This is a genomic window from Anaerostipes caccae L1-92 (assembly GCF_014467075.1).
GTDB lineage: Bacteria > Bacillota > Clostridia > Lachnospirales > Lachnospiraceae > Anaerostipes > Anaerostipes caccae.
The window spans coordinates 1,516,220-1,543,017 of sequence record NZ_AP023027.1 but is presented as its reverse complement, the minus strand read 5'-3'; the positions used below and the strand labels follow the sequence as shown (position 1 = coordinate 1,543,017).

Annotated in this window: 26 protein-coding genes; 5 read left to right on the top strand and 21 right to left on the bottom strand. The window is 46.4% G+C overall.

The annotated features are described in order from the left end of the window. Positions 1 to 43: 43 nt before the first annotated feature. The 4 genes from ANCC_RS07525 to asrA form a co-directional block, all read right to left on the bottom strand. Complete coding sequence (locus ANCC_RS07525; RefSeq protein ID WP_006567276.1) at positions 44 to 841, bottom strand: histidine phosphatase family protein; 798 nt, start codon at positions 839 to 841, stop codon at positions 44 to 46. 67 nt (positions 842 to 908) lie between these two features. Then, entirely contained in the window at positions 909 to 1,979 is a 1,071-nt protein-coding gene (gene asrC / locus ANCC_RS07520; protein ID WP_006567277.1) for a sulfite reductase subunit C, read from the bottom strand. A 17-nt stretch (positions 1,980 to 1,996) separates the two neighbouring features. Continuing rightward, on the bottom strand, positions 1,997 to 2,788 hold the full coding sequence (gene asrB / locus ANCC_RS07515) for an anaerobic sulfite reductase subunit AsrB (protein ID WP_006567278.1): 792 nt from the start codon (positions 2,786 to 2,788) through the stop codon (positions 1,997 to 1,999). 4 nt (positions 2,789 to 2,792) lie between these two features. Further along, entirely contained in the window at positions 2,793 to 3,836 is a 1,044-nt protein-coding gene (gene asrA / locus ANCC_RS07510; protein ID WP_006567279.1) for an anaerobic sulfite reductase subunit AsrA, read from the bottom strand. Between the two features lie 214 nt (positions 3,837 to 4,050). Between asrA and ANCC_RS07505 the strand changes: the two genes are divergently transcribed. Beyond that, positions 4,051 to 4,854 (top strand): Cof-type HAD-IIB family hydrolase, encoded by an 804-nt coding sequence (locus tag ANCC_RS07505; RefSeq protein WP_006567280.1) that lies wholly within the window; start codon positions 4,051 to 4,053, stop codon positions 4,852 to 4,854. Between the two features lie 255 nt (positions 4,855 to 5,109). Here the strand turns inward: ANCC_RS07505 and dnaJ are convergent, their stop codons facing one another. From dnaJ to ANCC_RS07465, 8 genes are all read right to left on the bottom strand, one after another. Further along, positions 5,110 to 6,258 (bottom strand): molecular chaperone DnaJ, encoded by a 1,149-nt coding sequence (dnaJ, locus tag ANCC_RS07500; RefSeq protein ID WP_006567282.1) that lies wholly within the window; start codon positions 6,256 to 6,258, stop codon positions 5,110 to 5,112. Between the two features lie 22 nt (positions 6,259 to 6,280). Continuing rightward, on the bottom strand, positions 6,281 to 8,140 hold the full coding sequence (dnaK, locus tag ANCC_RS07495; protein WP_006567283.1) for a molecular chaperone DnaK: 1,860 nt from the start codon (positions 8,138 to 8,140) through the stop codon (positions 6,281 to 6,283). A gap of 73 nt (positions 8,141 to 8,213) precedes the next feature. Beyond that, positions 8,214 to 8,789, bottom strand: coding sequence for a nucleotide exchange factor GrpE (grpE, locus tag ANCC_RS07490; RefSeq protein WP_006567284.1), 576 nt, complete (start codon positions 8,787 to 8,789; stop codon positions 8,214 to 8,216). 15 nt (positions 8,790 to 8,804) lie between these two features. Next, on the bottom strand, positions 8,805 to 9,833 hold the full coding sequence (gene hrcA / locus ANCC_RS07485; protein WP_039946640.1) for a heat-inducible transcriptional repressor HrcA: 1,029 nt from the start codon (positions 9,831 to 9,833) through the stop codon (positions 8,805 to 8,807). Positions 9,834 to 10,037: 204 nt separating this feature from the next. Further along, positions 10,038 to 11,771 (bottom strand): molecular chaperone DnaK, encoded by a 1,734-nt coding sequence (dnaK, locus tag ANCC_RS07480; RefSeq protein ID WP_006567286.1) that lies wholly within the window; start codon positions 11,769 to 11,771, stop codon positions 10,038 to 10,040. Between the two features lie 25 nt (positions 11,772 to 11,796). After that, entirely contained in the window at positions 11,797 to 12,414 is a 618-nt protein-coding gene (locus tag ANCC_RS17805) for a J domain-containing protein (protein WP_267904094.1), read from the bottom strand. A 1-nt stretch (position 12,415) separates the two neighbouring features. Continuing rightward, positions 12,416 to 13,252 (bottom strand): DUF5685 family protein, encoded by an 837-nt coding sequence (locus ANCC_RS07470; protein WP_006567288.1) that lies wholly within the window; start codon positions 13,250 to 13,252, stop codon positions 12,416 to 12,418. Positions 13,253 to 13,264: 12 nt separating this feature from the next. Beyond that, positions 13,265 to 13,666, bottom strand: coding sequence for a hypothetical protein (locus ANCC_RS07465; protein ID WP_317134614.1), 402 nt, complete (start codon positions 13,664 to 13,666; stop codon positions 13,265 to 13,267). A gap of 264 nt (positions 13,667 to 13,930) precedes the next feature. Between ANCC_RS07465 and ANCC_RS07460 the strand changes: the two genes are divergently transcribed. Then, entirely contained in the window at positions 13,931 to 14,221 is a 291-nt protein-coding gene (locus ANCC_RS07460) for a hypothetical protein (RefSeq protein ID WP_022261410.1), read from the top strand. Positions 14,222 to 14,269: 48 nt separating this feature from the next. Here the strand turns inward: ANCC_RS07460 and ANCC_RS07455 are convergent, their stop codons facing one another. The 6 genes from ANCC_RS07455 to ANCC_RS07430 form a co-directional block, all read right to left on the bottom strand. Next, positions 14,270 to 14,587, bottom strand: coding sequence for a TfoX/Sxy family protein (locus tag ANCC_RS07455; protein WP_039946644.1), 318 nt, complete (start codon positions 14,585 to 14,587; stop codon positions 14,270 to 14,272). A 76-nt stretch (positions 14,588 to 14,663) separates the two neighbouring features. Then, positions 14,664 to 15,896 (bottom strand): tyrosine--tRNA ligase, encoded by a 1,233-nt coding sequence (gene tyrS / locus ANCC_RS07450; RefSeq protein WP_006567293.1) that lies wholly within the window; start codon positions 15,894 to 15,896, stop codon positions 14,664 to 14,666. Between the two features lie 62 nt (positions 15,897 to 15,958). Next, entirely contained in the window at positions 15,959 to 17,407 is a 1,449-nt protein-coding gene (locus tag ANCC_RS07445) for an aminoacyl-histidine dipeptidase (protein WP_156340546.1), read from the bottom strand. A gap of 2 nt (positions 17,408 to 17,409) precedes the next feature. After that, positions 17,410 to 18,774, bottom strand: a complete 1,365-nt coding sequence (locus ANCC_RS07440; protein ID WP_006567295.1) for a PFL family protein — start codon at positions 18,772 to 18,774, stop codon at positions 17,410 to 17,412. A 12-nt stretch (positions 18,775 to 18,786) separates the two neighbouring features. Beyond that, positions 18,787 to 19,059, bottom strand: a complete 273-nt coding sequence (locus tag ANCC_RS07435) for an ACT domain-containing protein (protein ID WP_006567296.1) — start codon at positions 19,057 to 19,059, stop codon at positions 18,787 to 18,789. Between the two features lie 25 nt (positions 19,060 to 19,084). Next, entirely contained in the window at positions 19,085 to 19,864 is a 780-nt protein-coding gene (locus tag ANCC_RS07430) for an MBL fold metallo-hydrolase (RefSeq protein ID WP_006567297.1), read from the bottom strand. Positions 19,865 to 20,049: 185 nt separating this feature from the next. On the opposite strand from ANCC_RS07430, the gene ANCC_RS07425 reads away from it, so the two are divergent. From ANCC_RS07425 to ANCC_RS07415, 3 genes are all read left to right on the top strand, one after another. After that, positions 20,050 to 20,544, top strand: a complete 495-nt coding sequence (locus ANCC_RS07425) for an RNA polymerase sigma factor (protein WP_006567298.1) — start codon at positions 20,050 to 20,052, stop codon at positions 20,542 to 20,544. After that, complete coding sequence (rsiV, locus tag ANCC_RS07420) at positions 20,534 to 21,424, top strand: anti-sigma-V factor RsiV (protein WP_006567299.1); 891 nt, start codon at positions 20,534 to 20,536, stop codon at positions 21,422 to 21,424. Before ANCC_RS07425 ends, rsiV begins: the two co-directional genes overlap by 11 nt. 73 nt (positions 21,425 to 21,497) lie before the next feature. Further along, positions 21,498 to 22,262, top strand: a complete 765-nt coding sequence (locus ANCC_RS07415; protein WP_006567300.1) for an N-acetyltransferase — start codon at positions 21,498 to 21,500, stop codon at positions 22,260 to 22,262. Here the strand turns inward: ANCC_RS07415 and coaE are convergent. The 3 genes from coaE to cysK form a co-directional block, all read right to left on the bottom strand. Then, the gene (coaE, locus tag ANCC_RS07410; RefSeq protein WP_006567301.1) at positions 22,259 to 22,858 is read right to left on the bottom strand and encodes a dephospho-CoA kinase; all 600 of its coding nucleotides are present in this window, start codon (positions 22,856 to 22,858) and stop codon (positions 22,259 to 22,261) included. The two genes, ANCC_RS07415 and coaE, sit on opposite strands and share 4 nt — an antisense overlap. Next, the gene (gene polA / locus ANCC_RS07405) at positions 22,859 to 25,492 is read right to left on the bottom strand and encodes a DNA polymerase I (RefSeq protein WP_039946647.1); all 2,634 of its coding nucleotides are present in this window, start codon (positions 25,490 to 25,492) and stop codon (positions 22,859 to 22,861) included. It abuts the gene before it with no gap. Between the two features lie 181 nt (positions 25,493 to 25,673). Next, positions 25,674 to 26,603: a cysteine synthase A gene (gene cysK, locus ANCC_RS07400; RefSeq protein ID WP_006567303.1), complete on the bottom strand. Its 930-nt coding sequence runs from the start codon at positions 26,601 to 26,603 to the stop codon at positions 25,674 to 25,676. Positions 26,604 to 26,798: the final 195 nt, after the last annotated feature.

Sequence of the window (26,798 nt, the reverse complement as noted above, 5' to 3'; positions counted from 1 at the left end):
TGGATCAAAAGAAAAACTCTCGACTATTTTTGCCTATCTGAATTTACTGTTCCAAATAGGCTGTATCCCCAATACTTTGAACATGAAATTTCCCGTCCTTATATATAATTTTAGTGACACTGGAATTTTCAAGATGTCCGGGTACTTTTTGCTCTGTCATGTCAGAAAGCATCGTTATAATCGCCATTCCATGAGAGACAACCAGGACGTTTCCCCCACCCTTTTTCTCTGTATCCTCTGCAATGCTTCTGAGCGACTTTTGCATCCGTGCCTTAACAGCCTTAAAACTTTCCGCATATCCGGTTTTATCCAGACTTTTTACGCCGTCTATCCTTTTCCTGATATGATAAGTTCCGGATTGCTTAAATTGTTTCAGGTTTTCATACCCAAGATTTCTGGAGACATCCTCCATCATTTTGGAAAATTTCTCACCTTCATAGGTTCCGAAGCAGACCTCTCTGAGCCCTTGCTGTTCTCTCAGGGGAAGTTCAGACTGACCCAATCCCTTCAGAATAATACCCGTTGTCTGCCGGGTCCTGCCCAGATCACTGGAATAAGCATAGTCAAACTCGATCCCCCTCTTTTTAAACCCGTGGGCCAGCTTTTTTGTCACCTTCACTCCTTCATCAGTCAAAGGAGCGTCAGCCCATCCCTGGGCGCGCTTTGCTTCATTCAGCATAGTCTTCCCGTGCCTGACCACATAAATCATTGTGTCTTTCCCTGTTTTCTCTGCCGCTTTTTCCTGTCTCATTTCCGGCACCTCTGTCTTACCGGCGCATCCTCCCACAAGAAAAACACAAGATAACATGATAAAAATTGATATAATTTGTTTCAGCTTCATGGCAGTCCCTCCTCAGTCTTTTTGTTTTATCATAACATGTGAACATGAGAAGTTAAACAACACCCGGCTATTCTGCCTGGGGACCTGCCGTATGATGCATGGAAACCGGCTTCACATTGAAATTTGACCGATATTCCGTCTCGCTCCAAAAAATATCCTCGGCCACCAGACATTCCGGATTCAGTTTCACACCTTCCAGCATGATTTCCTTAAACTTCTTATAACCGGCCCGGTCGATCAGATGGCCTCCGTGCAGGTACTCCGGCTTATAGTCCATGACCCATGCAGAAAACTTCTGCCAGTTGCCCAAGACCCCTAAAATCACTTCTTCCGCGGCCCAGTTAAGAAACATCTTTCCGGCTCTCGGAGTCTGACGTCCTGTTCTTCCTCCCAGGATCACCCGGTAAAACTTCGCCGGCTGTCTGGTCCATGCGCTGGCCGGACAGGCCCTCACACATTCTCCGCACCCCACACAGCAGCATGCGTCTTTTTCTATCTTCTGTGTCTCTTCATTTTTGCTTAACACCCGTGTGGCTCTCTGTTCACATGCCTTTACACAGGCTCCGCAGCCGATACACCGCTCCGGATGGTACGTCATCCTTGCAGTTCCAATGATGCCGAAATCACACATATGAGCTTTATTGCAGTCATTGGGGCAGCCGGATATATTGATCTTGATATGGTAATGACTTGGGAAGATGATCGGTTCGATCTTCCTTGCCAGTTCAAACGTATTAGAATTGCCGCAGACACAGTGGTAATTTCCGATACAGGCGGTGATATTTCTGGCCCCGATGGTCGGATAACCCGCCTTGGGGTCCCACGGCTCCGGCTCATGGGCCACCGTATCCATATCGGTGTTGCAGAGAGTTCCGTCCACCTCTTTGATATACTGTTCCAAATAGGCATTGACTGCCGGAATATTTTCATATTTAATTCCTGGAATGTCAAAGGTCTGACGTGTTCCGAAATGGAAGTTGCCGTCACCCCAGGTCCGGGAAATGTGTTCCACATAAGAGAGATATTTTGCATCTACTGTTCCTCCGGGAACTCTCATCTGGAGCATAAACACCCCCGGTTCTTTGGACTGGCGGAAACAATTCAGCCGTACTTTGCCCACATTGATATCATGATTCATTGCTGCACACTCCTTCCTTAATCCACCAGATCTCTGGCCGTTGTGTAAGGGAAAACCGGTCCGTCCAGGCAGACATAGACTTCATCGATGCGGCAGTGGCCGCACTTTCCGATGGCACAGGACATCTTTCTCTCAAAACTCATCCATATTTTTTCCGGGTCCGCACCGCAGTTTAACAGTTCCAGTCCTGTAAATTTCATCATCGGAGGAGGCCCTACGACAACAACCGCATAATCATCCCCGAAACTGCCAAATGGGATTTCTTTTACGAACGCAGTGACCATACCGGTCCTCCACCCCTCTTTTTCATCATTATCAAGAGCATATACCGTATGAAATTTTTCTTTCCACTCTTTCAGTTCTCTGTGAAAGACGATCCCGGCTTCATCTTTAAAACCAGAGATCAAATGTACATCTTTCACAAAATCCTTTTCCCCGGCACATTTATGAAGGAGAGAACGGACCGGAGCCAGACCTGTTCCTCCAGTGATAACCACCAGATGTTTTCCCCTGAATTCTTCAGACGGCCATCCTTTTCCATATGGGCCCCGCAGGAACAGGGTATCCCCTTTCTCTTTGCTGAAGATACAGTTGGTCACCCTGCCCACAGAGCGGATCGTAAATTCCAGCCAGCCATCTCCCTGGGCGGAAACTGAAATCGGTGCCTCCCCTATTTTAGGAATAGAAAGCTGCATGAACTGTCCGTGGTCCGGTTTGGCTTCGGAGGCAACCCGGAAGGTCCACTCGTGTTCGCTTTCCCGCTTCACATTCAGAATCGTACATGGCTTGGGCTGAACAAAATTTTCCATACTCTTACCTCCCCTGCTGTGCCATCTCGGCTTTGATCTCGTTTACCGCATCGTTTACTTTGGAGACTGTCGCTGAAATTGATATCAATTCCGGACAGCGGTGGGCGCACCTGCCGCACCCGACACACATATGGCGTTTTCCAAATCGGGCCTTATAATCATGAAATTTATGAAGAATCTTATAGCGCATCCTGTCGCCTGCATTGTTTCTGAATTCCCTCTGTCCCGCCATCTGGTCAAATCCTTCGATCTGGCAGGACGCGGTGACTCTGCGCCGCTCTCCGGCCTCCGGGTTATCTCCGTAACTCAGATCTCTTGTGGAAAAGCAGGTACATGTGGAACAGGCTACCGTACAGCTGCCGCAGGAGATACACCTCTTGTCAAACTCTCTCCACATGGGATGCTTTTTTAATTCCATCCGCACCTGTTTGTCAGACAGATCCGGCAGAGTTACTTTCATCTCATTTTCCTTCACAAAAGCAGGTGTGTAGCTGCCTTTCGGCATATCGTTAAAATATGTATTGAACGAAGCATCTTCGACCCGGACATCGGCTCCGTCTTCCCGAAACCGGACTGCCAGGGCATAGTCCTCTGTCTCATTGCTCCCCATGGAAACACAGAAGCAGGTGTCGTCCCCGCCATTACATTCCATCATGGCAAATGTTACAAGGCTGCGCATCCGCTCATAGTAAAAATCCGTATATCCCCCGTTGCCCGCATATATTTCATCCTGTATATGCTGTGCATTGATGTCGCACGGCCTGGCAAAGATCAAAACAGGTTTTGCCGGATTTCTGCTCGGTTTATACTCATCCTCCGTGTAATAAAAGAGTGTCTGCTGAATGGGCATGACAACCTCCTTCACAGGATAGTCGGACTTTTCCTTCCAGACAATCTCCTCAAAATTTTTCACCTCATCATAGCGTATGATATCCGTGTCAGAATAACGCCCCTGTTTCGGAAAACGCTTCGGAGCATAGACACGGTAGTCTTTTCTCAGCGCCTCCAAGACCCGGTCAGCCTGGGCAATGTCAAGTGAATATTCCATCTTCTTGTCCCTCCATTTCTTATTCCGGTGTTCTGCCTAAAAATTTTCATGTTTCATTACTCTCATTATACTGCCGTACTATAATTATGAATAATTATAGTTTGTTATCACAATATAAGAATTTATTATCCATATATGCAGACATACTTCCTTAATGCTATAATTAACATGTGTATTTGATAACTTTTTCTATACAGAAAGGACACTGCATCAGATGAAATATAAACTAATCGCCCTGGATTTAGATGGTACCTTAAACACCGATGAAAAAACAATCACCCCGAAAACCCGGGATGCCCTTCTCAGAGCACAGCAGCAGGGACTTATCATAGCTCTCTGCTCCGCACGCCCGGTGCCGGGACTCTATAAAGATATGAAAACACTGGAACTGGAAAAACACCATGGAATCCTGATCGCCTATAATGGAGGTAAAATTCTGCGGGCCGAAGATAAAGAGATTCTTCACCAACAAATTTTTCCCCGCGGTCTGGCCATAGAAGTTTTAAAACATCTGAAACGTTATCCGGTCACCCCAATCATAGACGACGGAGAACGTTTTTATGTGACAGATAAAAATGGATATAAAGTTCAGCACGAATGTTGGAACAATCAAATGGAATGTATGGAAGTCCCATCATTAACGAACTGTCTCGATTTTGACCTGGTAAAGATTTTAATGTCCGTACGGCCAGAAGAACTTTGGGACATACTCCCAGAAGTCAGCAAACCATTTGAAGATGATCTGGTCTTCGTAAGGACCGCCCCTTTTTACATCGAAGCCATGCCAAAGGGTCTCAATAAAGCAGAGGGCCTGCGCCGTACATGTGAACTTCTCCACATCTCTTCCGAAGAAGTCATCGCCTTTGGGGACGCAGAAAACGACCTGGAGATGATCAGATTTTCCGGCCGGGGCGTTGCCATGGGAAATGCCTGTGACGCCCTGAAAGAGGCAGCCGATGAAATCACTCTGACCAACAATGAAGATGGAATTGCACATAGTCTGGAACGTCTTTTGTAAAAATATGAACACCCACTGTCATAAGAATTAGGCAGACAATCCCACTTCAATAAAATGCTCCCTTCCAGGCAGACAAGTGAAAAACAACTTGTTTACCCGGATGAGAGCATATCACAACAGACAACACAAGATATTTATAATGAGATTAAAAGTACGTTCGGACACAGCTTTATCATGTTCTCAACTGTTTTATCGGCCTCCTCCTTAGAAAAAACAGGACTATGATGTTATATTCTTCATCATAGTCCTGTCTCTTTATTTTTTATGTTTCCCGAAAAATCCTTTATGTTCTTCTTTCTTCGGCACTTCGCCCATAGATTCCTGGAACTTTTTAAGGGCATTCTTCTGCTCTTCGTTCAGATGCTCCGGCACCTGGACAACAAGGGTCACATAGTGGTCGCCCCGGACATTCTTGTTCCGTAAGGTTGGCACACCCTTGCCTTTCAGACGCACACGGGTGTCTGTCTGGGTTCCTGCCTTGATCGTATAGTCATAAGGACCGTCTACCGTATTGATCTTGATCGTCGCACCAAGTGCTGCCTGGGTAAAGGAGATCGGCTCCGTGGATATAATATCGTATTCCTGTCTCTGGAATTTCGGATGCCGGTCCACGGAAACAACCACGAGGAGATCTCCCCTCGGTCCTCCGTTTGTTCCGGGCTCTCCTTTTCCGCGGATTCTGATACTCTGTCCGTTGTTGATGCCGGCCGGCACAGTGACCTCAATTGTTTTTCTCTGGCTCACATAGCCGCTTCCGTGGCAGTCCGGACATTTTTCCTTGATCACCTGACCGGTTCCCTGGCAGTCCGGACATGTCTGGACATTTCTCACCGTTCCGAACATAGACTGCTGGGTATATACTACCTGGCCTTTACCGCCGCACTTCGGACATGTCTCCGGATGGGTGCCGGCTTTGGCACCGCTTCCGTGACAGGAAGCACACTCCTCTTTCAGAGAAATTTCCAGCTTTTTGGTTGTTCCAAAAACCGCTTCCTCAAAGGTCACATGGATCCTTGCACGCACGTGGGCACCCTGGGTCGGCGTATTGGCCGCGCGCTGGCTTCTGCCTCCGCCGCCGAACATACCGCCGAAGATATCTCCGAAAATATCTCCCATATCTCCGCCGAAATCAAAACCGCCAAACCCTCCTCCGTTGAATCCTCCGGGTCCGCCCTGTTCAAAGGCAGCATGACCAAACTGGTCATACTGCGCTTTCTTTTCAGGATCACTTAAAACTTCATAAGCCTCGGAAGCTTCTTTAAACTTTGCCTCGGCCACTTTGTCTCCCGGGTTCGTATCTGGATGATACTGTTTCGCAAGTTTACGGTAGGCTTTCTTTATTTCTGATTCTGAAGCACTGCGGGATACCCCCAGCACTTCATAGTAATCTCGTTTATCTGCCATAATCGTCTACCTTCTTTTTCTCTTATACTTCTTTGTAATCTCCATCTACGACATCGTCTGCTGCACCTGCTGCTCCGGCAGTATCTCCTGCAGTCTCCTGAGCTCCCTGGGCATTGGCTGCGGCAGCTTCATACATCTTCGTGAATAATCCCTGTGCACTGTTCATGAGCTGATCTTTTTTATTCTTAATGTCTTCTACCTGAGCTTCTGTAAGTTCAGCGTCTTTTGTCTGCTCTAACAAGTCTTTCAATGCTTTCAGGTCTTCTTCCACTTTCACTTTCTCTGTTGCGTCTACCTTGTCTCCTGCTTCTTCCAGGGCTTTTTCTGTCTGGAATACCATAGAATCAGCTTCGTTTCTTGTATCGATCGCTTCTTTTCTCTTCTTATCCTGATTTTCAAATTCTGCCGCTTCTTTTACTGCCTTATCGATATCTTCATCAGACATGTTGGAACCGCCTGTGATCGTGATGTGCTGTTCTGCACCTGTTCCAAGGTCTTTGGCAGACACTTTTACGATACCGTTGGCATCGATATCAAAGGTTACTTCGATCTGAGGCACGCCTCTTCTCGCAGGTGCGATGCCGTCCAGACGGAATCTTCCCAGTGATTTGTTATCTTTTGCAAACTGGCGCTCACCCTGTACTACATTGATATCTACGGCTGTCTGATTGTCTTCCGCTGTAGAGAAGATCTGGCTCTTCTTTGTAGGAATCGTTGTATTTCTCTCGATCAGTCTGGTTGCCACGCCTCCCATCGTCTCGATAGATAAGGACAATGGTGTTACGTCCAGAAGAAGGATATCGCCTGCTCCTGCGTCTCCGGCTAATTTACCGCCCTGGATGGAAGCACCGATGGCAACACATTCGTCCGGGTTGATTCCCTTGAATGGTTCTTTTCCTGTGAGCTGTTTTACTTTATCCTGTACGGCAGGAATTCTTGTGGAACCTCCTACAAGGAGAACCTTGCTCAGTTCTGATGCCGCAATTCCTGCGTCTTTTAACGCTGTGTTAACAGGAGTTGCTGTTCTCTCTACAAGAGATAAGGTCAGTTCATCAAACTTTGCTCTTGTAAGGTTCATATCAAAATGTTTTGGTCCTTCATTTGTCGCTGTGATGAACGGAAGGTTGATGTTGGTTGTTGTCGCAGAAGAAAGTTCTTTTTTCGCTTTCTCAGCAGCTTCTTTCAGTCTCTGCATTGCCATCTTGTCTCCGGATAAGTCAACGCCTTCCTGTTTTTTGAACTCGTCTAACATGTAGTTTGTGATCACATTGTCGAAATCATCTCCGCCCAGTTTATTGTCACCGGCTGTTGAGAGAACTTCGATGACACCGTCTCCGATCTCGATGATGGATACGTCGAAGGTACCTCCTCCAAGATCATAAACCATGATCTTCTGTTCATTCTCATTGTCCAGTCCGTAAGATAAAGCTGCTGCTGTAGGCTCGTTGATGATACGTTTTACATCGAGTCCTGCAATCTTACCCGCATCTTTTGTTGCCTGTCTCTGAGCATCGTTAAAGTAAGCCGGTACTGTGATGACAGCCTCTGTTACTTTTTCTCCGAGATAGTTTTCTGCATCTGCTTTCAATTTCTGAAGCACCATTGCTGAAATTTCCTGCGGTGTATAATTCTTGTCGTCAATTTTTACTTTATAATCAGTTCCCATGTGGCGTTTGATAGAAGAAATTGTCTTCTCTGCATTCGTAACAGCCTGACGTTTTGCAGGTTCTCCGACGATACGCTCATCTGTTTTCGTGAATGCCACAACGGACGGGGTTGTTCTCACACCTTCTGCATTTGTGATAACGGTTGGCTTTCCGCCTTCCATAACTGCTACACAGCTGTTTGTTGTTCCTAAGTCAATACCAATAATTTTACCCATGATAAATTTCCTCCTAAAATAAATCTTTCTATATTTCCAATGCTTTCGCTTGATTTCCTCAAGTGTCTTACATTTAGTTCGCTACTTTTACCATACTGTGCCGAAGTACGCTTTCTTTATACATATATCCTTTTTGAAGCTCTTCGACCACTACATTTTCTCCGGCTTCTTCGTCTTCCACGTGCATCACCGCATTGTGGAGATTGGCGTCGAACTCTTTGCCCTCGGCATCCATGGCCTTTACTCCCAGTTCATCGAGAGTTCCCATAAGCTGCTTATAAATCTGTTCGATGCCCTGAACAAACGGAGAATCTTTTTCTTCCTCTGCCACGGCCTGAAGTCCCCTCTCAAAGTTGTCGACTACCGGCAGAAGCTTTTCTAAAACTCCCATGGCTCCCATGTCATATCTCTGGACAAACTCTTTGGCCGTCCGCTTTCTGACATTCTCAAACTCTGCCATGAGACGCTGATACTTATCGGTCAGCTCACCGATCTGCTGGTCTTTTTCCTTTATCAGATCATCCGCTTTCTGCTTTTTCGATGCCTTCTTGTCTGCCTTCTTAGCCTCTTTTGTTTTTTGGGTCTCTTTTTCTTCTGTGGCTGTATTTTCTTTCATTTCTTCTTCCTGAACTTTTTTCTCTTCTCCCATAATGCACCTTCCCTCCTATGGTTTTTTCTTGAACAGATCGTTGATCTCATCCGTCAGATTCTGGAGTGTCTTCACAACCCTCTTGTAATCCATCCGTTTCGGACCAATAATCCCGATTGTTCCGGTTCCGCCTTCCTCCAGTTCATAAGTGGCTGTCACAATGCTGCAGTCCCTCATGTTCTTCACCGGCGCCTCATCTCCGATGTAAACCTGAATTCCGTGGTGGTCATCACTTTCCAATGTGTCGCCCACCAGCTTGTTCAGTGCCTTCTTTTCCACTAAAGCATCTAAAAGCTCGGTAGCTGTCTCCGGCGAGCCAAGCTCGGGATACTTTAAGATATTGGAAGCACCTCCCGTATAAATCTCCAGCTGGTCCGCATTGTGGATAACGACTGCGATCTCCTCCAAAATCTTTTCCAGTATCTGGCTGTGGATTCCGGCCTGATCCTTCATCGTCTGGATCAGCTCCAGGTTGATTTCCTTCAGAGTCAGCCCCTGGAGAAAGGAGTTTAATAATACGTTCAGTTTCAGGACTTCGTCATTTGCCAGTGGTTTTTCCACGTCGATGATCTGGTTTTTTACGACATTGCCGTCTGCCACGATAACCGCCAGCAGACTGTACTCATCCACCTGGGAAAGCTGCACAAACTTGAGCTTTGTATTTTTGTACTGAGGGGCAGATACCATCGTCGCATAATTCGTACTGGACGCCAGGACATTGGCAACCTGCTTCAGCATCACTTCCATCTTGTCAACTTTCTTGACAAGCTCCAGCCGTTCTTCTTCGTCCGACTCCCGATCCTGCATAAGCTGGTCCACATAAAAACGATATCCCAGATCCGAAGGTATCCGCCCGGCCGACGTGTGCGGCTGCAGAATGAATCCCAGATCCTCAAGGTCCGCCATTTCATTGCGGATCGTTGCGGAACTTAAGTTCAGTCCCTCCATCTTGGAAATCGTCCTGGAACCAACGGGTTCCCCGGTCTCCAGATAATTTGCTATAATCGCTTTTAGTATTAGTCTTTTACGATCATTTAAATCCATGGTATCTTTCCTTTCATTATTAGCACTCATCTTAAACGAGTGCTAATATCTATAACATAAGTTATCACTTTTAAATTTCATTGTCAACCCCTCCTATTATTTTTTTTAAAATTGTCTCCTGGCTTTCCAAATAAAATATAGTAGGAACCTGTTTTTCTGAACATGGTTCCTACTATATCCAATCTTTATTCTGATTTTTTCATCTTACGGCAAAACTGAAAGCAGTTCTTCTTTCGCTCTGTTCAGTTCACCGGCCTGTTCCCTCGTAATCTTTTCAAGCTTCACACGTTTGAGCGCTTTTTTTAAATCTGCCGCTGCATCTTTGATGGCTTTCTTCTTTTCTTTTTCGATCTCTTTCTTGTGCTCTGCAAGATACTGTTCCGCCCTGACAAGTGTCTCTTCCGCCTCATGATAGGACTGAACCGCTTCTCTGTGTTCCTCATCAAATGCTGCATTTTCTTTTGCATTCCGGATTGCCTGTTCGATCTCTTCCTCCGACATATTGGAACTTGAGGTGATCACAACGCTCTGTTCCTTTCCGGTCCCCAGGTCTTTTGCCGATACCTTCAGGATACCATTGACATCGATATCGAAAGTCACTTCAATCTGAGGCACCCCTCTCACGGCCCGTTTGATCCCCTTGAGCCGGAAATTGCCGATGACCTTGTTTTCATTGGCCATCATCCGCTCTCCCTGGAGAACCTTGATATCCACGGCTGTCTGGAAATTGGCGCCTGTAGTAAAGATCTGGCTGTGACGGGTCGGAATTGTCGAGTTGCGCTCAATAATCCTTGTAGCCATTCCTCCCATTGTCTCTATAGACAGGGAAAGCGGGGTTACGTCCATGAGCAGCACTTCATTGGTTCCGGCCTCTCCTGCAAGTTTCCCTCCCTGGATGGCAGCCCCCAGCGCGACACACTCATCGGGATTTAAAGACTGGTCCGGGCGCTTTCCGGTGATCTCTGCCACCTTCCGCTGTACGGACGGAATTCTTGTAGATCCTCCCACCATCAGCACCCTGTTGATTTCTCCTGCGGACAGTCCCGCATCCTTAAGTGCGTTTCTGACCGGTTCTTCGGTTTTTGATACAAGGCTGTAAGTCAGCTCATCAAACTTTGTCCTCGTAAGCTGAATGTCCATGTGGTGTGTCTCACCCCGGTCCACGACGATGAACGGCAGGTTGATATTTGTCTCAGACATGCTGGAAAGTTCGATCTTAGCTTTCTCTGCGGCTTCCATGATCCGCTGCATTGCCTGGACATCTTTTTTCAAATCAATTCCATCTGTCTTCTTAAAAGTTTCCACCAGATACGCTGCCACTGCCTCATCAAAATCATCACCTCCCAGGTGATTGTTTCCTGAAGTTGCCAGCACCTCGATCACGCCGTCTTCGATCTGAATGACCGACACATCGAAAGTACCGCCTCCCAGGTCATAGACCATGATCTTTTGCTCCGTCCCGTTATCCAGGCCGTAGGCCAGCGCCGCAGCGGTAGGTTCATTTATGATACGCTTTACCTCAAGACCTGCGATCCTTCCCGCATCCTTGGTAGCCTGTCTCTGGGCGTCATTAAAATATGCAGGCACGGTGATCACTGCCTCCGTCACTTCCATTCCCAGATAGCTCTCGGCATCCTGCTTTAACTTCATCAGGATCTGGGCGGAAATCTCCTGTGGGAGATATTTCTTTCCGTCGATCTTCACCCTGTAATCCGTCCCCATATGCCGTTTAATAGATGACACTGTCCGTTCCGGGTTCGCCGCAGACTGCCTTTTGGCCGCATCTCCGATCAGTCTTTCTCCGTTTTTGGTCAAAGCCATGACCGACGGCGTCGTCCTTGAACCTTCTGCATTATGTATGACAACGGCTTTTCCGCCTTCCATCACGGCAGTACAGCTGTTGGTCGTCCCTAAATCAATCCCTATGATCTTACCCATAAGTCCTCCTGTTTATGTTCCGTTGTTAACAAGGCCTGCAGCAGAAATTGATAAAACAATTCAGCATAATAAGCTGCATGCAGCAGCTGCTTCCCATCGTACTTCTTCCATATCCGGAGCCCATGTTCTGATACCAGCTTCCGCTCTGCTGCATCTGCTTTAAAAGCATCTGGTATTCCATGTTGGAAGGGTCCATCTGCACAGCTGTCTGCGCATGTTCCAGCGCGGTTACGTTGTTGCCGATGCCCATGTTTGCCACAGCGCTGAAATAAAACCACTGTGCATTTCTCTCGGATATACTTCCGAGCACCTGAAGAGCCTCCCGGTAATGACCTGCCCGCAGATAATTATAGGCGGCCGTCATCTCTGCCGAACCGGTTCCGGCATTGCCGTATCCCCCGTAGGAGGACTGTCCTCCCTGATATGGATTTCCATATGGGTTTCCGCCGGACGCGCCGTACTTTCTGAAGTCCATGATCTTTTTATAGGCCTCCTGGACTTCTTTAAATTTCCGCTCTGCGTATTCCGGCTGATTTAAGTTGGCATCCGGATGATATTTCTTGCTCAGCCTCCGATATGCTTTTTTTATTTCCTCATCGGTCGCATCCTGGGATACGCCTAAGATTGTATATGCTTCATCCATCTCATTCTTCCTCACTGCCTTTTCTTCTGTTCTTTGCGATCTCAAATTTCGTCCATACTCCAGAATAAATGATATTCCTGAGAATTTCAATATCCTTTAAGATCGGCAGTCGTTCAAACACAGCGGCACACTCCGTCATCATCATGGTCAGGACCGTCTCTGCTCTCTGATCAAACTCTTTGCCCTCCGCATATAAACTCCATGGATTGTACCGTCCATTCTTCAGATCATCGGATAAATCTTCGTAGGCATCCATCAGATAAATGAACTTTCCAAGAAAGAATCCCATCGTTCTCAGATCATCAGACCACTCATCCTCCCGGAAGACAAAAATCTCTCCGAGCATCGTTCCCGTGAGGCCTGCCACACGATCCAGCTGATCCGTGTTTTCCTTCTCACAGACTGAAAGCTTCTTTATATAATCTCTGACAGCCCGGCTCTGTCTCGGATATCTCCGAGTGATCTCCATACATGATTTCCTGAGGCTATCCGCCAGCAGAAGACTTTTAAGCTTCTTCTCGTCCTGCCAGTCATCCAGCAGATTATAATAAGTAAGAAGAATTCCCATATCCGCCGCATAGTCACTCAGCTGATTGCACATAACCTTCTGCCTCTTTGCTGGATGGAGTCCGCAGAAATGCTTGCCGGAATGAAGCTTCGGCTCATAAAGCCCGTTTAATAAAATGGTAAGAAACGTCATGTCAAAGCTCAGTGTCAGCTGGCCTTTCTTTCCGTAATGCTTATAGAGCCTCCGGCACAGTCCGCAGTAATAGGCACGGTACCGTTCATAATCTTTGATCTTCATCTCAGGCTTATTGACAATCAAATATCCAAACATGCAAACCTCCTTTTACGATCTCGCCTGGAATTCTTTCCGGCATTTCGGACAGGTGATCACGATATTCCCCTTACCCTTCGGCACTCTGATATCCTGACCGCAGCCCGGACACCGGAAAAACTTGTGCGTTTTCCGCTGTTCAAAATGAAGCTTCTTCTTCCTGAAAAACCCGGTAATCTTGCTGGTCTTCCTGAGGAATGCCGCATTTTCAGCCGATCTCTTCGCAATATTCCTGGAAAAAATCCTGAAATAGGAATAGATCAGCAAAAGAAGTCCCGCATAATAAAACACAAACGCCTTCTTTATAAAAATAGGAAGAAACATCCCCGCCAAAGCCAAAATCAGCAAAAATTTTGAAAGAGAATCTGTGCCGTAACGCCCTCTTAAAAAATTCTGAATCTTATCTCTCATCATCTCACCTTTCTTAACATTCAAATGCACCCATGAAGTATAGTGCCTTTTGTCTCTAAGCAGCCTGCTCCAGCAGATATTACGTCCATTTTCCACATGCTTGGAGTGAGGCATTCTAAGAGCCGAACGGAAATCATGTGGAAAATGTCATAGATAACATTATAGCATTTTCGTTTGATGGAAAACATAAAGAAATTATAAAATCTTTGAACTTTTTGTGTCATAGAAACATACATGCCTCATATAATGAACAAAGGAGATGATGAGATGACAGATTTAACAAGGCTTCGCATGGAGCAGGAAAAACTGAAATTAAATCAAAAATACGCCTCCCATTCCGATCCGTTTCACACAGAGCCGGAGGAGAGCGCCAGCTACTGGTCTTTTCTGAAGCTGCGCACGATTTTTTCTATCATTCTGCTGCTGTTTGTCCTGTCCCTTTCTAAAACAGCCGGATCCAGAGATGCCGAGAAAATCAAGTCCGTCATTCAGCACATCGACCAGAGAGACCCTTATACACAAAAAGCTCTCAATGAAATCCAAAAAAATTTCCATTAACCCTAAGACAGCCGCTTCCTCTTTCATGTGGAAGCGGCTGTCTGCTGATTATCTTTTCTTTGGTTTCGGCACCGGAAGCTCCTCAAAAGAAGCTCTCAGAAAACGGCAGAGCAGCTCCCGGTCTTCCAGCTCTTCTATGAGAAAATAAGGTTTTGCCCCGTCATAGGGCGGTTCTTTCGGGCATTCAGGCAGGATTTCTTCCCCGGCCTTTGTGATCTTGACAAAAAATTGATTGTCACAGACAACACCTATAAATTTCCCGTCCAGATAAATCCCATACTCTCCAAACATTCTTCTGTAAGAAACCTTTCCGGCACCCTCGGCCTGACCGCATACATATTCTGTAAATTCAACACTTGAAGCCATATCTTCACCTCCTGTCATCATCCTTAGAATAGCAAAAGGAACAGGACAGCTGTATGTCCTGTTCCAAATCTTCTCTTTAATTTCCTTCTTTGACCTGGCAGAACTTCTTCTTTCCCTTTTTCAGGAGCAGACGTTCTTTGTCGTCAAAATCTGCCGAAGTAAACACCTGTTTAAAGTCTGTCACTTTCTCCCCGTTGACGGATACGCCGCCCTGGGTCACAGTCCTTCTGGCATCAGATCTTGTAGAACAGAGTTTCGTATCTACCAGCAGAGTCAGGATATCAAGTCCCTCCTCAAGCTGTGCCTTGGAATACTCATGCACCGGCGCATCCTCACTGGCCGCACCCTGTACAAACAAGGCTTTTGCTCCGGCCTGTGCCTTCTTCGCCTCTTCTTCACCGTGAACGATCTTCGTCACTTCATATGCCAGCACTTCTTTTGCCTTATTGATCTCGGCATCCTGAAGCGCTCCAAGTCTTCTCACTTCTTCCATCGGAAGGAACGTTAAGAGTCCGAGGCACTCTTCTACCTTCACATCTTCGATATTTCTCCAGTATTGATAAAACTCATATGGAGAAGTCTTTTCAGGGTCCAGCCAGACGGCTCCCGACATCGTTTTGCCCATCTTCACGCCGTCGCTTCTGGTAAGCAGGGTAAGTGTCAGCCCAAACGCATTTTTCTGCTCCTTGCGGCGGATCAGATCCGCGCCCGCAAGAATATTGCTCCACTGGTCGTTTCCGCCCATTTCCAGAGTACAACCGTATCTGCGGTTCAGCTCTAAGAAATCATATGCCTGCATGAGCATATAGTTGAATTCAAAAAACGTAAGTCCCTTCTCCATGCGCTGTTTGTAGCACTCAGCTGTCAGCATCTTGTTGACAGAAAAATGGACTCCGATCTCTCTTAAAAAGTCTACATAGTTTAAGTCCAAAAGCCAGTCTGCGTTATTTTCGAGGATTGCCTTGTCGTTGTCAAATGAAATAAACCGGGACAGCTGCTCCTTAAATCGCATGGCATTGTGTTCAATGGTTTCTTTTGTCATGATATTGCGCATGTCAGACTTGCCGGAAGGATCTCCGATCATCGTCGTTCCGCCCCCTAAAAGAGCAATCGGTCTGTGCCCCGCTCTCTGCATATGCATCATGGCCATGACCGTGAGGAAATGTCCTGCGGTAAGGCTGTCTGCGGTAGCGTCAAACCCGATATAGAACGTTACTTTTTCCTTTCCAAGCAGATCGCGCAGTTCCTCGTGGGTCGTCTGAGCGATAAATCCTCTTTCCTGCAAAATATCGTATACATTTTCACTCATTGGTCTACTCCTTTATCTAAATTGTTCATTTTCAATTTCAGCCGTGTAATAGATTCTGGCTTTTACGGAAACTCTTCGATGATCTTTAACAGCAGTTCCCATGTCCTTTTAACGGAAGGAACAGAAAGCCTCTCATCAGTCGTGTGAATATCAAAGATATCCGGTCCGAAAGACACGATATCCAGTCCCTCGATTCTGGATGCAAAAATGCCGCACTCCAGTCCTGCGTGAATCATCTCCACTTTCATTTCCTTTCCGTACATCTGCCGGTAAGCCTTCAAAAATACGTCTCTTAAAACCGAATCCTTCTTATATTCCCATGCAGGGTAATCGTTGACCCGCTCATAACTGCCGTTAAGCTTCCGGGCCAGAGACTCAAGGCAGCCTGCCAGCTCCTCTTTATAAAAAGGCGCCGAACTGCGCACACCGAAAGAAAATGAGATTTCTTCTCCGTCCATCTTAAGAATCCCCAGGTTTAATGAACTTTCCACCAGACCTTCGATATCCCGGCTCATCGTGTGAATGCCGTTTGGCGTATGGTTAAGAAAATAAAGCACTGCATCCTGCGCATCCTGAGTCAGGCAGTCCCTCTTTTCCATTTCAGAGAATTCCAGTCTCACTTCCATGCCGTCATCTGTACCCTGAAACTGCTCTTTAAAGTTCTGAAACAGCTTTGCCGCCGCCTCTTCTATCGCTTCTCTGTCCTCACAGATCAATTCTGCATAACACTCGTTGGGAATGGCATTGTCTTTCTGCTCCAAAGCCCCATAGATTCGGCTTATATGAATCCCCTTTACGCAGCAGAGCAGCCGCCCCATCAGAATATGGGCATTCGCACGGTTTTTATCGATCTCGGTTCCCGAATGCCCGCCTAAAAGACCGGTAATGGAGACTCTGCACAGGCTTCCCTGCATCTCTTTATATTTAAGCGGGAGAGAAACCTTGACTGTCGTTCCCCCGGCACATCCCGCCAGCAGGATTCCTTCTTCTTCCGAGTCAATATTCAAAAGGTACTTTCCCTCAAGGACCGATGTGTCGAGGGCTGTAGCTCCCTCCATGCCCACCTCTTCCTCTGTGGTAAACACCACTTCCAGAGGAGGGTGCAGAATCGAATCATCATCCAGGAGCGCCAGGCAGTAAGCCACCGCGATACCGTCGTCTCCTCCCAGCGTCGTTCCCTTGGCAGAGACAAAGTCTCCGTCGATCTGAAGTTCCAGCGCGTCTTTTGTAAAATCCACCGGACTGCCCTGGTCCTTCTGGCATACCATATCCAGATGTCCCTGAAGGATCAGGGCAGGTTTATGGGCACAAGAAGGAGAGGCCTCCTTTTTGATGATCACGTTATAGTGATCGTCCTGAATCACAAAAAGGCCTCTCTTTTTGGCAAAGTCCACGCAGAAATCACTCACGGCCTTACAGTTGTAAGAGCCATGAGGAATCTTTGTCAGGATTTCAAAATATTTAAATACTTTTTTTGGTTCTAAATGGTCTAATACCCCAAAAGTCTTCACCTCTAATTTTTAAAACTGTGGATCGGCGCAGGAATCCTTCCGCCGCGGTTAATAAAATCATCACAGGAAAATTCATTGACCGGCATGACCGGAGCATATCCCAAAAGACCTCCGAATTCCACCTGGTCTCCCACATCTTTTCCGATGGCCGGGATGATCCTGACTGCGGTAGTCTTCTGGTTGATCATTCCGAGAGCCATCTCATCGGCGATGAGTCCAGCAATCGTTGATGCTTTTGTCTTTCCCGGAATAGCGATCATATCAAGTCCCACGGAGCAGACACAGGTCATAGCCTCTAATTTCTCCAGAGTCAGGGCGCCTGCATTGACCGCATCGATCATCCTCTGGTCTTCGCTGACTGGAATAAAAGCTCCGCTTAAACCTCCCACGTAAGAAGATGCCATGACACCGCCCTTCTTCACCTGGTCATTTAACATGGCAAGAGCCGCCGTAGTTCCCGGTGCACCTGTGTACTCCAGACCGATCTCCTCTAAAATCTCTCCAACGCTGTCACCCACTGCCGGGGTCGGCGCAAGGGAAAGGTCGATGATGCCGAACGGAATTCCAAGGCGTTTGGATGCTTCCTTGGCAACCAGCTGTCCCACACGGGTAATCTTAAACGCTGTCTTCTTGATAGTCTCACAGAGAACTTCAAAATTCTCCCCGTGCACCAGCTCGATGGCACGCTTCACAACGCCGGGGCCGCTGACTCCCACATTGATCACGGAATCTGTCTCTGTCACGCCGTGGAAGGCGCCCGCCATAAACGGATTGTCATCCGGAGCGTTGCAGAATACGACAAACTTTCCGCATCCTAAACAGTCATTGTCTTTGGTCAGTTCGGCAGTCTCTTTGATCATCTCGCCGATCAGCTTTACGGCGTCCATGTTGATGCCGGTCTTTGTGCTTCCGACATTGACAGAAGAGCAGACAAAATCCGTTTCTGCCATGGCTTTCGGTATGGAACGGATCAGCAGTTCATCCGCTTTCGTCATGCCTTTGCTCACCAGTGCGGAATATCCTCCGAGGAAATTGACGCCCACCTGCTTTGCGGCCTTGTCAAGCACCTTTGCAAGCTCTACGAAGTCATCCGATGTCTTGCAGACATTCCCCGCCACCAGTGCGATCGGAGTAATGGAAATCCTTTTATTTACGATAGGAATCCCAAACTCCTTTTCAATATCCTTCCCGGTTTTCACAAGATCTTTCGCCACTGTTGTGATTTTATTATAAATATTTTCTTTTACTTCAGAGAGAGTGGAGCCGACACAGTCCAGCAGGCTGATCCCGATGGTGATGGTTCTGACGTCCAGATTCATCTCTGAGATCATCTTATTTGTTTCGATTACTTCATTAATATTTATCATTTCAGACCCCCGTTAAATCCTGTGCATTACATTAAAAATCTTTTCGTTCTGTGCCTGAATGACAACGCCTAACTCTTCTCCGATCTGTTTTAATTCCTCTGAGAATATGGTGATATCTTTTGTCGCCTCGGAAGAATCCACAACCATCATCATGTTGAAAAATCCTCCTGTGATCGTCTGGGAAATATCCAGAATGTTCACGTGATTGTTGGCCAGATAGGTACAGACCTTTGCGATAATACCAACATTATCTTTCCCTACCACTGTAATTACTGTCTTATCCATTTTTAATCCTCCTAAAATATGTATCTTAACTGACTTTTGTGATGGATGAAATGCAGTCTCTCTTTGCCACCTCCATCAGGAAATCCGGCTCTGTAAGCGCAACCTTTACCGTCTCATAGGCGAGCTCTGCAAAATTGTTCTCCTTGCTTAAATGTCCCAGATAAACTTTCTGAGTCTTTTCTGTCACAGTGTCTTCTATAAGCTGGGCACACCGCTCATTGGACAGGTGTCCGTGGTCTCCCAGTATGCGCCTCTTCAGATAATAGGGATAACTTCCCACCTGGAGCATATTCACATCATGGTTTGCCTCCACAAACAGGATATGGGAATCTCTGATTTTTTCCACCAGATATTCATCGTAGTCCCCAAGATCCGTGGCAATACTGGCCTTAAACCCTTCTGAATAGAAGGAATAGCATACCGGGTCTGCCGCATCGTGCCAGACATGGGATGCCTCCACTGTGATATCGTCGAGCTGAAACGGGTGATCCGCCTCAATCGGATGAAACAAGTCCTTGTCTACCTTTCCGATGTACCTGCTGTCCAAAACCGCGTCGATGGTCTTTGCCGTGGCGAAGACCGGAAGTCCATATCTTCTCAGCATCACTCCCAGCCCCTTGATGTGGTCGGAGTGCTCATGGGTGATCAGTATGCCGGAAAGCTCAGACGCCCTGGTATCCAGTTCATCCAGAGACTTTTCAATCCTCTTGGCACTGATGCCGCAGTCCACCAAAAGCTTGGTTTCCTTTGAACCTACGAATATAGAGTTGCCTTCGCTGCTGCTTGCAATACTTGTTAATTCCATTCTTCTACCTCAATTCATCTTCGTCCGCATAAACACTTGCGCCGAATCTATCTGCCATTATATCATAAGGTAATAAAAATTGTATAGGTTTTTTGCCACTATTTCCGTCACGCTTTAAAATTTGAAACTATTTTTCTTCCTGCTCCGTCTAACTTTTGTAGCTGCAAAACAAGGAGGTTCCATTCATGAAAAAGACACAGAAGATGGAAGATCTGACAGCCGGTATCATTCTCGATGAATATGAAAGCCTGTACCGCATGGCCTATACTTATGTCCGCAATGAAAGCGACGCCATGGATATCGTTCAGGAAAGCGCATATAAAGCGATCACCAAATGTCAGACGGTAAAGCCCCGGTATCTGAAAACCTGGATTTACCGGATTACCATCAACACGGCCATTGATCTGATCAGAAAAAATAAGAAGGAAGTCATCGGAATCGAAGACTACGAATACGGTGCCGAGGATTCCTACCAGGATTTTGATACGCTGGACGCATTAAATGTATTGAGTCCCAGGGAAAAGCAGGTCATCGTCCTCCGTTTCTTCGAGGACATGAAGCTTGCTGAAATCGCTGAGATACTAAACGAAAACTTAAACTCAGTAAAATCAGTGCTTTACCGCAGTCTCAAAAAATTAAAAACCGAACTGACAGAAGGAGAAGAACATTATGAACAATAAAAAGAAATTGGATCATCTGAAACATCAGTATGAGGACATTCAAATTCCGAAAGATCTGAAACAAAAGGTAAAAAGCTCAATCGAAGCAGGAAAATCTGAAAACGAAAGCCGCAGGAAAAAAGCGCGGTTCACAGGCACTGCCGCAAAGCTTGGAATATCTGCCGCAGCAGCACTTTTTGTCATCACCGTCGCGGCAAATGCCAATCAAAACATGGCCTACGCCATGACAAAGGTTCCCGTGTTAAAAAACATCGTCAGAGTGGTCACCTTCCATTCTTATGAGGAGAAGAAAAATCACATGGAAGCAGAGATCAAGACTCCGAAAGTGACAGGTCTTAAGGACAAAAAAACACAGAAAGAATTAAACAGGGAAATGGCCCGTTATACGGATATGATAAAAAAAGAATTTTCAAAAGATCTGCGAAAGAACGGCGGCGGACATAAGAGTGTCACGACAGACTACCAAGTGCTTCTGAACAATGACTCTTTCCTTTCCATCCGAATCCGCACCGAGACTTCCGAGGCAAGCTCCGATTCTTTCAGCCGTATTTATAATATCAGCAAGAAGACCGGCAGGATCATGAAGCTTGGCAGCCTGTTTCAGGAGAAAGCGGACTACCGGGCTGTCATATCCAAAGAAATCCGCAGACAGATGAGACAGCAGATGAAAGCAGATCCTTACAAGTCTTATTTCATCGATACGAAAAAAGACGATGTGCCGGTAGATGAATTCAAAAAAATCTCCGGCTCACAGAATTTCTATCTGACATCTTCCGGGGACCTGGTGATCGTATTTGATAAATATGAAGTTGCTCCGGGATATATGGGCGCCCCTGAATTTACAATTTCAAAGAAACTGCTTTCTTCTATCTTGGAATAAGGAACAAAAACCTGACACAGTGCTGTCAGGTTTTTTCTGCTATAATGGAACTATCAGGAAAGGAGTTTTATTAATGGATGAATTAAAAATAATCGCTGTAGACCAAAGCAATATTGATCAGGAACACATCTGCTGCGCTATCACCGACAAGAAAGGTGAAACCTGCGTATCTTCCAAGAAAGCCTGGATGCAGGAACGTTTTCCGGACGGGCTGGTGTTCAGAAAGCTAAATGTCCGCGGAAAAGTATTTATCGAGTATATTCCTGCCGAACACGCATGGATTCCCATACTGGCCGAACAGTATATGCACATCAACTGTCTCTGGGTCTCCGGAAAGTATAAAGGCCAGGGTTATTCTGACCAGCTTTTAAACCAGTGCATTGACGATGCAAAAAAGGCAGGAAAATCCGGTCTCACAGCCCTGTCCTCCGCAAAGAAGAAACCGTTTTTGTCTGATCCCGGATACTTGAAGCACAGAGGGTTTAAGACTGCCGATACCGCAGATCCGTTTTACGAGCTGTTATATCTTCCGTTCTCCGATGACGCACCGGTCCCGGCATTCAAAGACTGTGTCAAACAGGAGAGAATTCCGGAGGATGGAATGGTTATTTATTACAGCAGTCAGTGTCCGCACACTGCAAAATATGTCCCTCTGCTTCAAAAAATCGCAGAGAGCCACAGCCTGCCCCTCTCCGTCCACAAAATTCAAACAACGGAGCAGGCACAAAATGCTCCTGCTCCGTTTACTGCTTTCAGCCTGTTTTATCAGGGCCGTTTTATTACAAATGAAATACTGTCCGAGAAAAAATTTGAAAAATTCATAGAGCAGAACTTTTAAACTTCTGCTCCCAATATTTCTGCAATCTGCTGTTTTGTCTCATTCAGGCTCCCGGAATTATCAATGATATGCGTCGCCGCTTTTCGGAAGCTTTCTTCTCCCGGCTGGCTTTTGATCATAGAAGCCGTCTTCTCATCCGAGTAGCCTCTTCCCTCTTTCAGTCTCTGAAATCTCAGATCTTCTCTGGCAAATACATACCAGAGCTGGTCAAATCTCTGTTCAAATTCTGCCCCTGTGAGCAGGGCTGCCTCGTAGACGATCAGCCGGATATCCGGATCACTCTCCATCCTGTCCATCCGGCACAGAATCTCTCTCTCCACATTTGGATGGGTAAGGCTGTTTAAAACCGCGAGTTTTTCTTTGTCCCTGAACACAATGGCACCCAGAGCCGCACGGTCGATCGTTCCCTCATCCGTTAAAATGCTGTTTCCAAATTTCTTCACAACAGCCTCATAACTTTCGGCTCCCGGCTCCATGAGCTCATGGGCCACCCGGTCCGCCTCGATGAGACCGGCCCCGTATTCTTTTTTTAAAATGTTCAATACTTCACTCTTCCCGGAGCCTACGCCTCCGGTGATTCCAATGACTTTCTTCATTTATTTTGCCTCATACCAGCTGTTTCCGGTGTGAATGTCAATGCTCAGCGGCACAGAGAGCTTTGCGGCACTCATCATTTCTCTGGTTAGTATTCCTTTCACTTCTTCCACTTCGCTGTCATGGGCTTCTATGAGCAGTTCATCATGGATCTGCAGGATCAGCCGGGATTTTAATTTTCTTTTCTTCAGTTCCATATTGACCCGGATCATGGCGATCTTTATAATATCAGCCGCTGATCCCTGGATCGGAGAGTTCATGGCTACTCTTTCGCCAAAATTTCTCTGCATAAAATTGCTGGACTTTAATTCCGGTATCGGCCGGATTCTCTGGAACATCGTAGTGACAAAACCTTCTTCTTTTCCTTTTTCCACTTCCCTGTTCAGGTATTCTTTTACTTTAGGATAAGTCTCAAAATATTTGTCGATATATTCCTGTGCCTGTTTCCTGGTGATCTTTAAATCCTGACTCAGGCCAAAAGCGCTGAGTCCATAGACAATCCCGAAGTTGACCGCCTTGGCGTCCCGCCTCTGGATACTGCTCACCTGATCAATCGGCACGCCGAACACTTCGGAAGCTGTTCTGGCATGAATGTCCTGTTCCATCTCATAGGCGTGGATCAGATTCTTGTCTCCGGAAAGATGGGCCAGCACCCGCAGTTCGATCTGAGAGTAATCCGCATCCACGAATGTATATCCTTCCTCCGGCAGAAACACCTTCCGGATAGCCCGGCCGAGTTCCACTCTGGCAGGAATGTTCTGTAAGTTAGGCTCGGTGCTGCTGATCCTTCCGGTAGCTGTGATGGTTTGGTTGAATTTTCCGTGGATTCTTTCGTCATCGCCGATATAGTTAGCCAGCCCGTCCGCATACGTCGATTTCAGCTTGGTGAGCTGTCTGTACTCAAGAATGTAGGAAATAATCGGATATAAATGCTCAATCTTTTCCAGAACATCCACACTGGTGGAGTAGCCGGTCTTGGTCTTCTTCCCGCCCTCCAGCTTCATATGCTCGAACAGAACGACACCAAGCTGTTTCGGAGAGTTGATATTGAACTCCTCCCCGGCTTCTTTATAAATCAGTTCCCTGAGTTCCTCAATACGCCCGATCAGCTGATCCCCATATTCCTTTAATGCTTTCCGGTCCACGTGGATGCCCCTGACTTCCATGTCGTGGAGGGCTACCATCGTCGGGATCTCTATCTCCTCATACAGGGAAAGCATCCCGGTTTCTGTAAGTTTTTTTCTTAAAGGCTCGATGCACGCGCATGCCACATAGGCCTCATAGCCGATGATCTGCTCTCCTTCCGGCAGCAGTTTCCCCTCTTCAAAAATACTTTTCCTCTTGTCCAGCAGTTCTTTTTTGGAAGGCAGCATGATCCCCAGATAGTCTCTGGAAATATCATCGTACTCATAAGTGCTCTTTAACGGATTGATAAGATACGCCGCCAGAGCCGCGTCAAAGATGCTCTTGTCATCTTCACTCAATGACAACTCGTCCAGAAATTCCTTTACATTCAGCATGCTGACTCTTGGTACGGTGCGGTAAAGTTCTCCTGCCTGCCCCATCAGATAATCCCTGGTCAGAAAGCCCTCTGTCTGAAACAGAAATGTCTCTTTTCCTTCTATACACAGCCCAAGAAACGTATTTTCCTGCTCATGATAGACTGCAAGCCCTGCCGCCTCACATTTTTTTGCTCTGGAAAATATCTGATCTGCCTCATCCAGCTCAAAAACCTTTTTGAGATTTACCGAAAATTCTTCTCCGTGTTCCCCGTCAAATTTCTTTAAAACTGACTTAAACTCCAGCTGTTTTAAAAGCTGATAAGCCTCCCCTGTAAAAATATCATTGAACTTGGCATCTTCAAAAGAAAGCTCGATCGGACAGTCTAATTTAATCGTCGCCAGTTCTTTGCTCAGCACTCCCTGGTCATAAAATTCCTCCAGCTTATTTTTAGCCCGCTTCGGCATCACTTCCTCAATGTGCTCATAAGCATTTTCTATACTCTTAAACTCTTTGATGATCTTGGACGCAGTCTTTTCTCCGATTCCGGGAATACCCGGAATATTGTCGGAAGCATCTCCCATCAAAGCCTTCATGTCAATGAATTCTCTCGGCGTCACACCGTAAGTTTCCATGACATCTTTGGCAAAATAATCTTCTACTACATTTCCGCCGCCCTTGGTCTTTGGAATACGAATCTGAACATTTTCTGTGGCCAGCTGTAAAAGATCTCTGTCTCCGGAAATGATCCGAACCTGATAACCCTCTTTTTCTCCGATCACAGACATAGTGCCAAGCAAATCATCTGCCTCATAGCCTTCTTCCATCATCAGCGGTATATCCATGGCTTTTAAAACCTCTTTGATCACAGGCACCTGTTCCCTCAATTCTTCGGGCATAGGTTTTCTGGTTCCTTTATATTCCTTGAACATTTCATGCCGGAAAGTAGGCGCACTCAAGTCGAAAGCCACCGCAAAATGGGTCGGCTTCTCCTCATCCAGAAATTTAAACATGATATTTAAAAATCCAAGGATCGCATTGGTATGGAGGCCCTTACTGTTAGTCATATCCGGCAGCGCATAAAAGGCCCGGTTTAAGATGCTGTGGCCGTCGATCAGCATTAATTTCTTTTCCATAATGGACATTCTCCTTTTTTAAACAATTATCATTATTGTAACACAAAGAAAATAGTCTAGTCCACTTCATGTTATCTTCTTTTCTCCTTCTATATTATTTCCCCGCTTCCGCCGCGCATACTCATAGAAAAAACCTGATATGTACTTATAAAAGCACATATCAGGCCCATCCGTAAGTTTATTATGAAAACATCGGTGTTGAAAGGTATCTGTCTCCTGTGTCCGGAAGCAGGGCAACGATCTTCTTACCCTTATTCTCCGGACGTTTTGCAAGCTGAATGGCGGCCCAGAGGGCGGCCCCTGAAGAAATCCCCACTAAAATCCCTTCTTTTCTGGCGATGGCTCTTCCAAGCTCGAAGGCATCCGCATCATCGACAGCAATAACCTCGTCATAGATCTTTGTATTCAGTACATCCGGAACAAAGCCTGCCCCGATTCCCTGAATCTTATGAGGTCCGCTCTGCCCTTTTGAAAGTACAGGGGAACTGCTCGGCTCCACTGCCACGATCTGAATATCCGGATTTTTTTCTTTCAGATATTCTCCGGTTCCGGTTATCGTACCTCCGGTTCCGATCCCTGATACAAAAATATCGACTTTTCCTTCCGTATCGTTCCAGATCTCAGGTCCGGTAGTCTTCTTATGGCGCTTCGGATTAGATGTATTGACAAACTGTCCGGGAATAAAGCTGTTTTCCAGTTCCTTTGCCAGCTCTTCGGCCTTGGCGATGGCGCCGTTCATTCCTTTCGTACCGTCTGTCAGTACGACTTCCGCTCCGTATGCCTTCAGCAGATTCCGCCGTTCCACGCTCATAGTCTCCGGCATCGTAAGAATGATGCGGTATCCTCTGGATGCCGCGATCGCCGCCAGTCCAATTCCTGTATTTCCGGATGTGGGCTCAATGATGACGGACCCTTCTTTCAGCTTTCCTGCCGCCTCAGCGTCTTCGATCATCTGTGCCGCCACACGGTCTTTGACGCTTCCTGCCGGATTAAAATATTCCAGTTTCCCAATGATCTCTGCATCTGCTCCGTATTCCTTTTCCAGACGGTTCAAACGGACCAACGGGGTGTTTCCGATTAATTCTGTCACATTCTGATAGATTCCTGCCATAGTTCTTCTCCTTTTTATATTCCTATATTTCCTACGTGTTTAGTATGTATTGATTATATGCAATCCCTTTTTCTATGTCAATACCTTTTTGAAAAAACAAAATTTCACCTGTCTCCTCTTCCTTGAAAAAGATTCATTTATTTGGTATATTCTATGTTGTTTCGCATTTGGCCCGCTTTATTCTACTATGGAGAA

Excerpts from the sequence above, each read along its gene's own strand:
- ANCC_RS07525 (WP_006567276.1), bottom strand. The coding sequence starts at position 841 with ATGAAGCTGAAACAAATTATATCAATTTTTATCATGTTATCTTGTGTT.
- asrC (WP_006567277.1), bottom strand. The coding sequence starts at position 1,979 with ATGAATCATGATATCAATGTGGGCAAAGTACGGCTGAATTGTTTCCGC.
- asrB (WP_006567278.1), bottom strand. The coding sequence starts at position 2,788 with ATGGAAAATTTTGTTCAGCCCAAGCCATGTACGATTCTGAATGTGAAG.
- asrA (WP_006567279.1), bottom strand. The coding sequence starts at position 3,836 with ATGGAATATTCACTTGACATTGCCCAGGCTGACCGGGTCTTGGAGGCG.
- ANCC_RS07505 (WP_006567280.1), top strand. The coding sequence starts at position 4,051 with ATGAAATATAAACTAATCGCCCTGGATTTAGATGGTACCTTAAACACC.
- dnaJ (WP_006567282.1), bottom strand. The coding sequence starts at position 6,258 with ATGGCAGATAAACGAGATTACTATGAAGTGCTGGGGGTATCCCGCAGT.
- dnaK (WP_006567283.1), bottom strand. The coding sequence starts at position 8,140 with ATGGGTAAAATTATTGGTATTGACTTAGGAACAACAAACAGCTGTGTA.
- grpE (WP_006567284.1), bottom strand. The coding sequence starts at position 8,789 with ATGGGAGAAGAGAAAAAAGTTCAGGAAGAAGAAATGAAAGAAAATACA.
- hrcA (WP_039946640.1), bottom strand. The coding sequence starts at position 9,833 with ATGGATTTAAATGATCGTAAAAGACTAATACTAAAAGCGATTATAGCA.
- dnaK (WP_006567286.1), bottom strand. The coding sequence starts at position 11,771 with ATGGGTAAGATCATAGGGATTGATTTAGGGACGACCAACAGCTGTACT.
- ANCC_RS17805 (WP_267904094.1), bottom strand. The coding sequence starts at position 12,414 with ATGGATGAAGCATATACAATCTTAGGCGTATCCCAGGATGCGACCGAT.
- ANCC_RS07470 (WP_006567288.1), bottom strand. The coding sequence starts at position 13,252 with ATGTTTGGATATTTGATTGTCAATAAGCCTGAGATGAAGATCAAAGAT.
- ANCC_RS07465 (WP_317134614.1), bottom strand. The coding sequence starts at position 13,666 with ATGATGAGAGATAAGATTCAGAATTTTTTAAGAGGGCGTTACGGCACA.
- ANCC_RS07460 (WP_022261410.1), top strand. The coding sequence starts at position 13,931 with ATGACAGATTTAACAAGGCTTCGCATGGAGCAGGAAAAACTGAAATTA.
- ANCC_RS07455 (WP_039946644.1), bottom strand. The coding sequence starts at position 14,587 with ATGGCTTCAAGTGTTGAATTTACAGAATATGTATGCGGTCAGGCCGAG.
- tyrS (WP_006567293.1), bottom strand. The coding sequence starts at position 15,896 with ATGAGTGAAAATGTATACGATATTTTGCAGGAAAGAGGATTTATCGCT.
- ANCC_RS07440 (WP_006567295.1), bottom strand. The coding sequence starts at position 18,774 with ATGATAAATATTAATGAAGTAATCGAAACAAATAAGATGATCTCAGAG.
- ANCC_RS07435 (WP_006567296.1), bottom strand. The coding sequence starts at position 19,059 with ATGGATAAGACAGTAATTACAGTGGTAGGGAAAGATAATGTTGGTATT.
- ANCC_RS07430 (WP_006567297.1), bottom strand. The coding sequence starts at position 19,864 with ATGGAATTAACAAGTATTGCAAGCAGCAGCGAAGGCAACTCTATATTC.
- ANCC_RS07425 (WP_006567298.1), top strand. The coding sequence starts at position 20,050 with ATGAAAAAGACACAGAAGATGGAAGATCTGACAGCCGGTATCATTCTC.
- rsiV (WP_006567299.1), top strand. The coding sequence starts at position 20,534 with ATGAACAATAAAAAGAAATTGGATCATCTGAAACATCAGTATGAGGAC.
- ANCC_RS07415 (WP_006567300.1), top strand. The coding sequence starts at position 21,498 with ATGGATGAATTAAAAATAATCGCTGTAGACCAAAGCAATATTGATCAG.
- coaE (WP_006567301.1), bottom strand. The coding sequence starts at position 22,858 with ATGAAGAAAGTCATTGGAATCACCGGAGGCGTAGGCTCCGGGAAGAGT.
- polA (WP_039946647.1), bottom strand. The coding sequence starts at position 25,492 with ATGGAAAAGAAATTAATGCTGATCGACGGCCACAGCATCTTAAACCGG.
- cysK (WP_006567303.1), bottom strand. The coding sequence starts at position 26,603 with ATGGCAGGAATCTATCAGAATGTGACAGAATTAATCGGAAACACCCCG.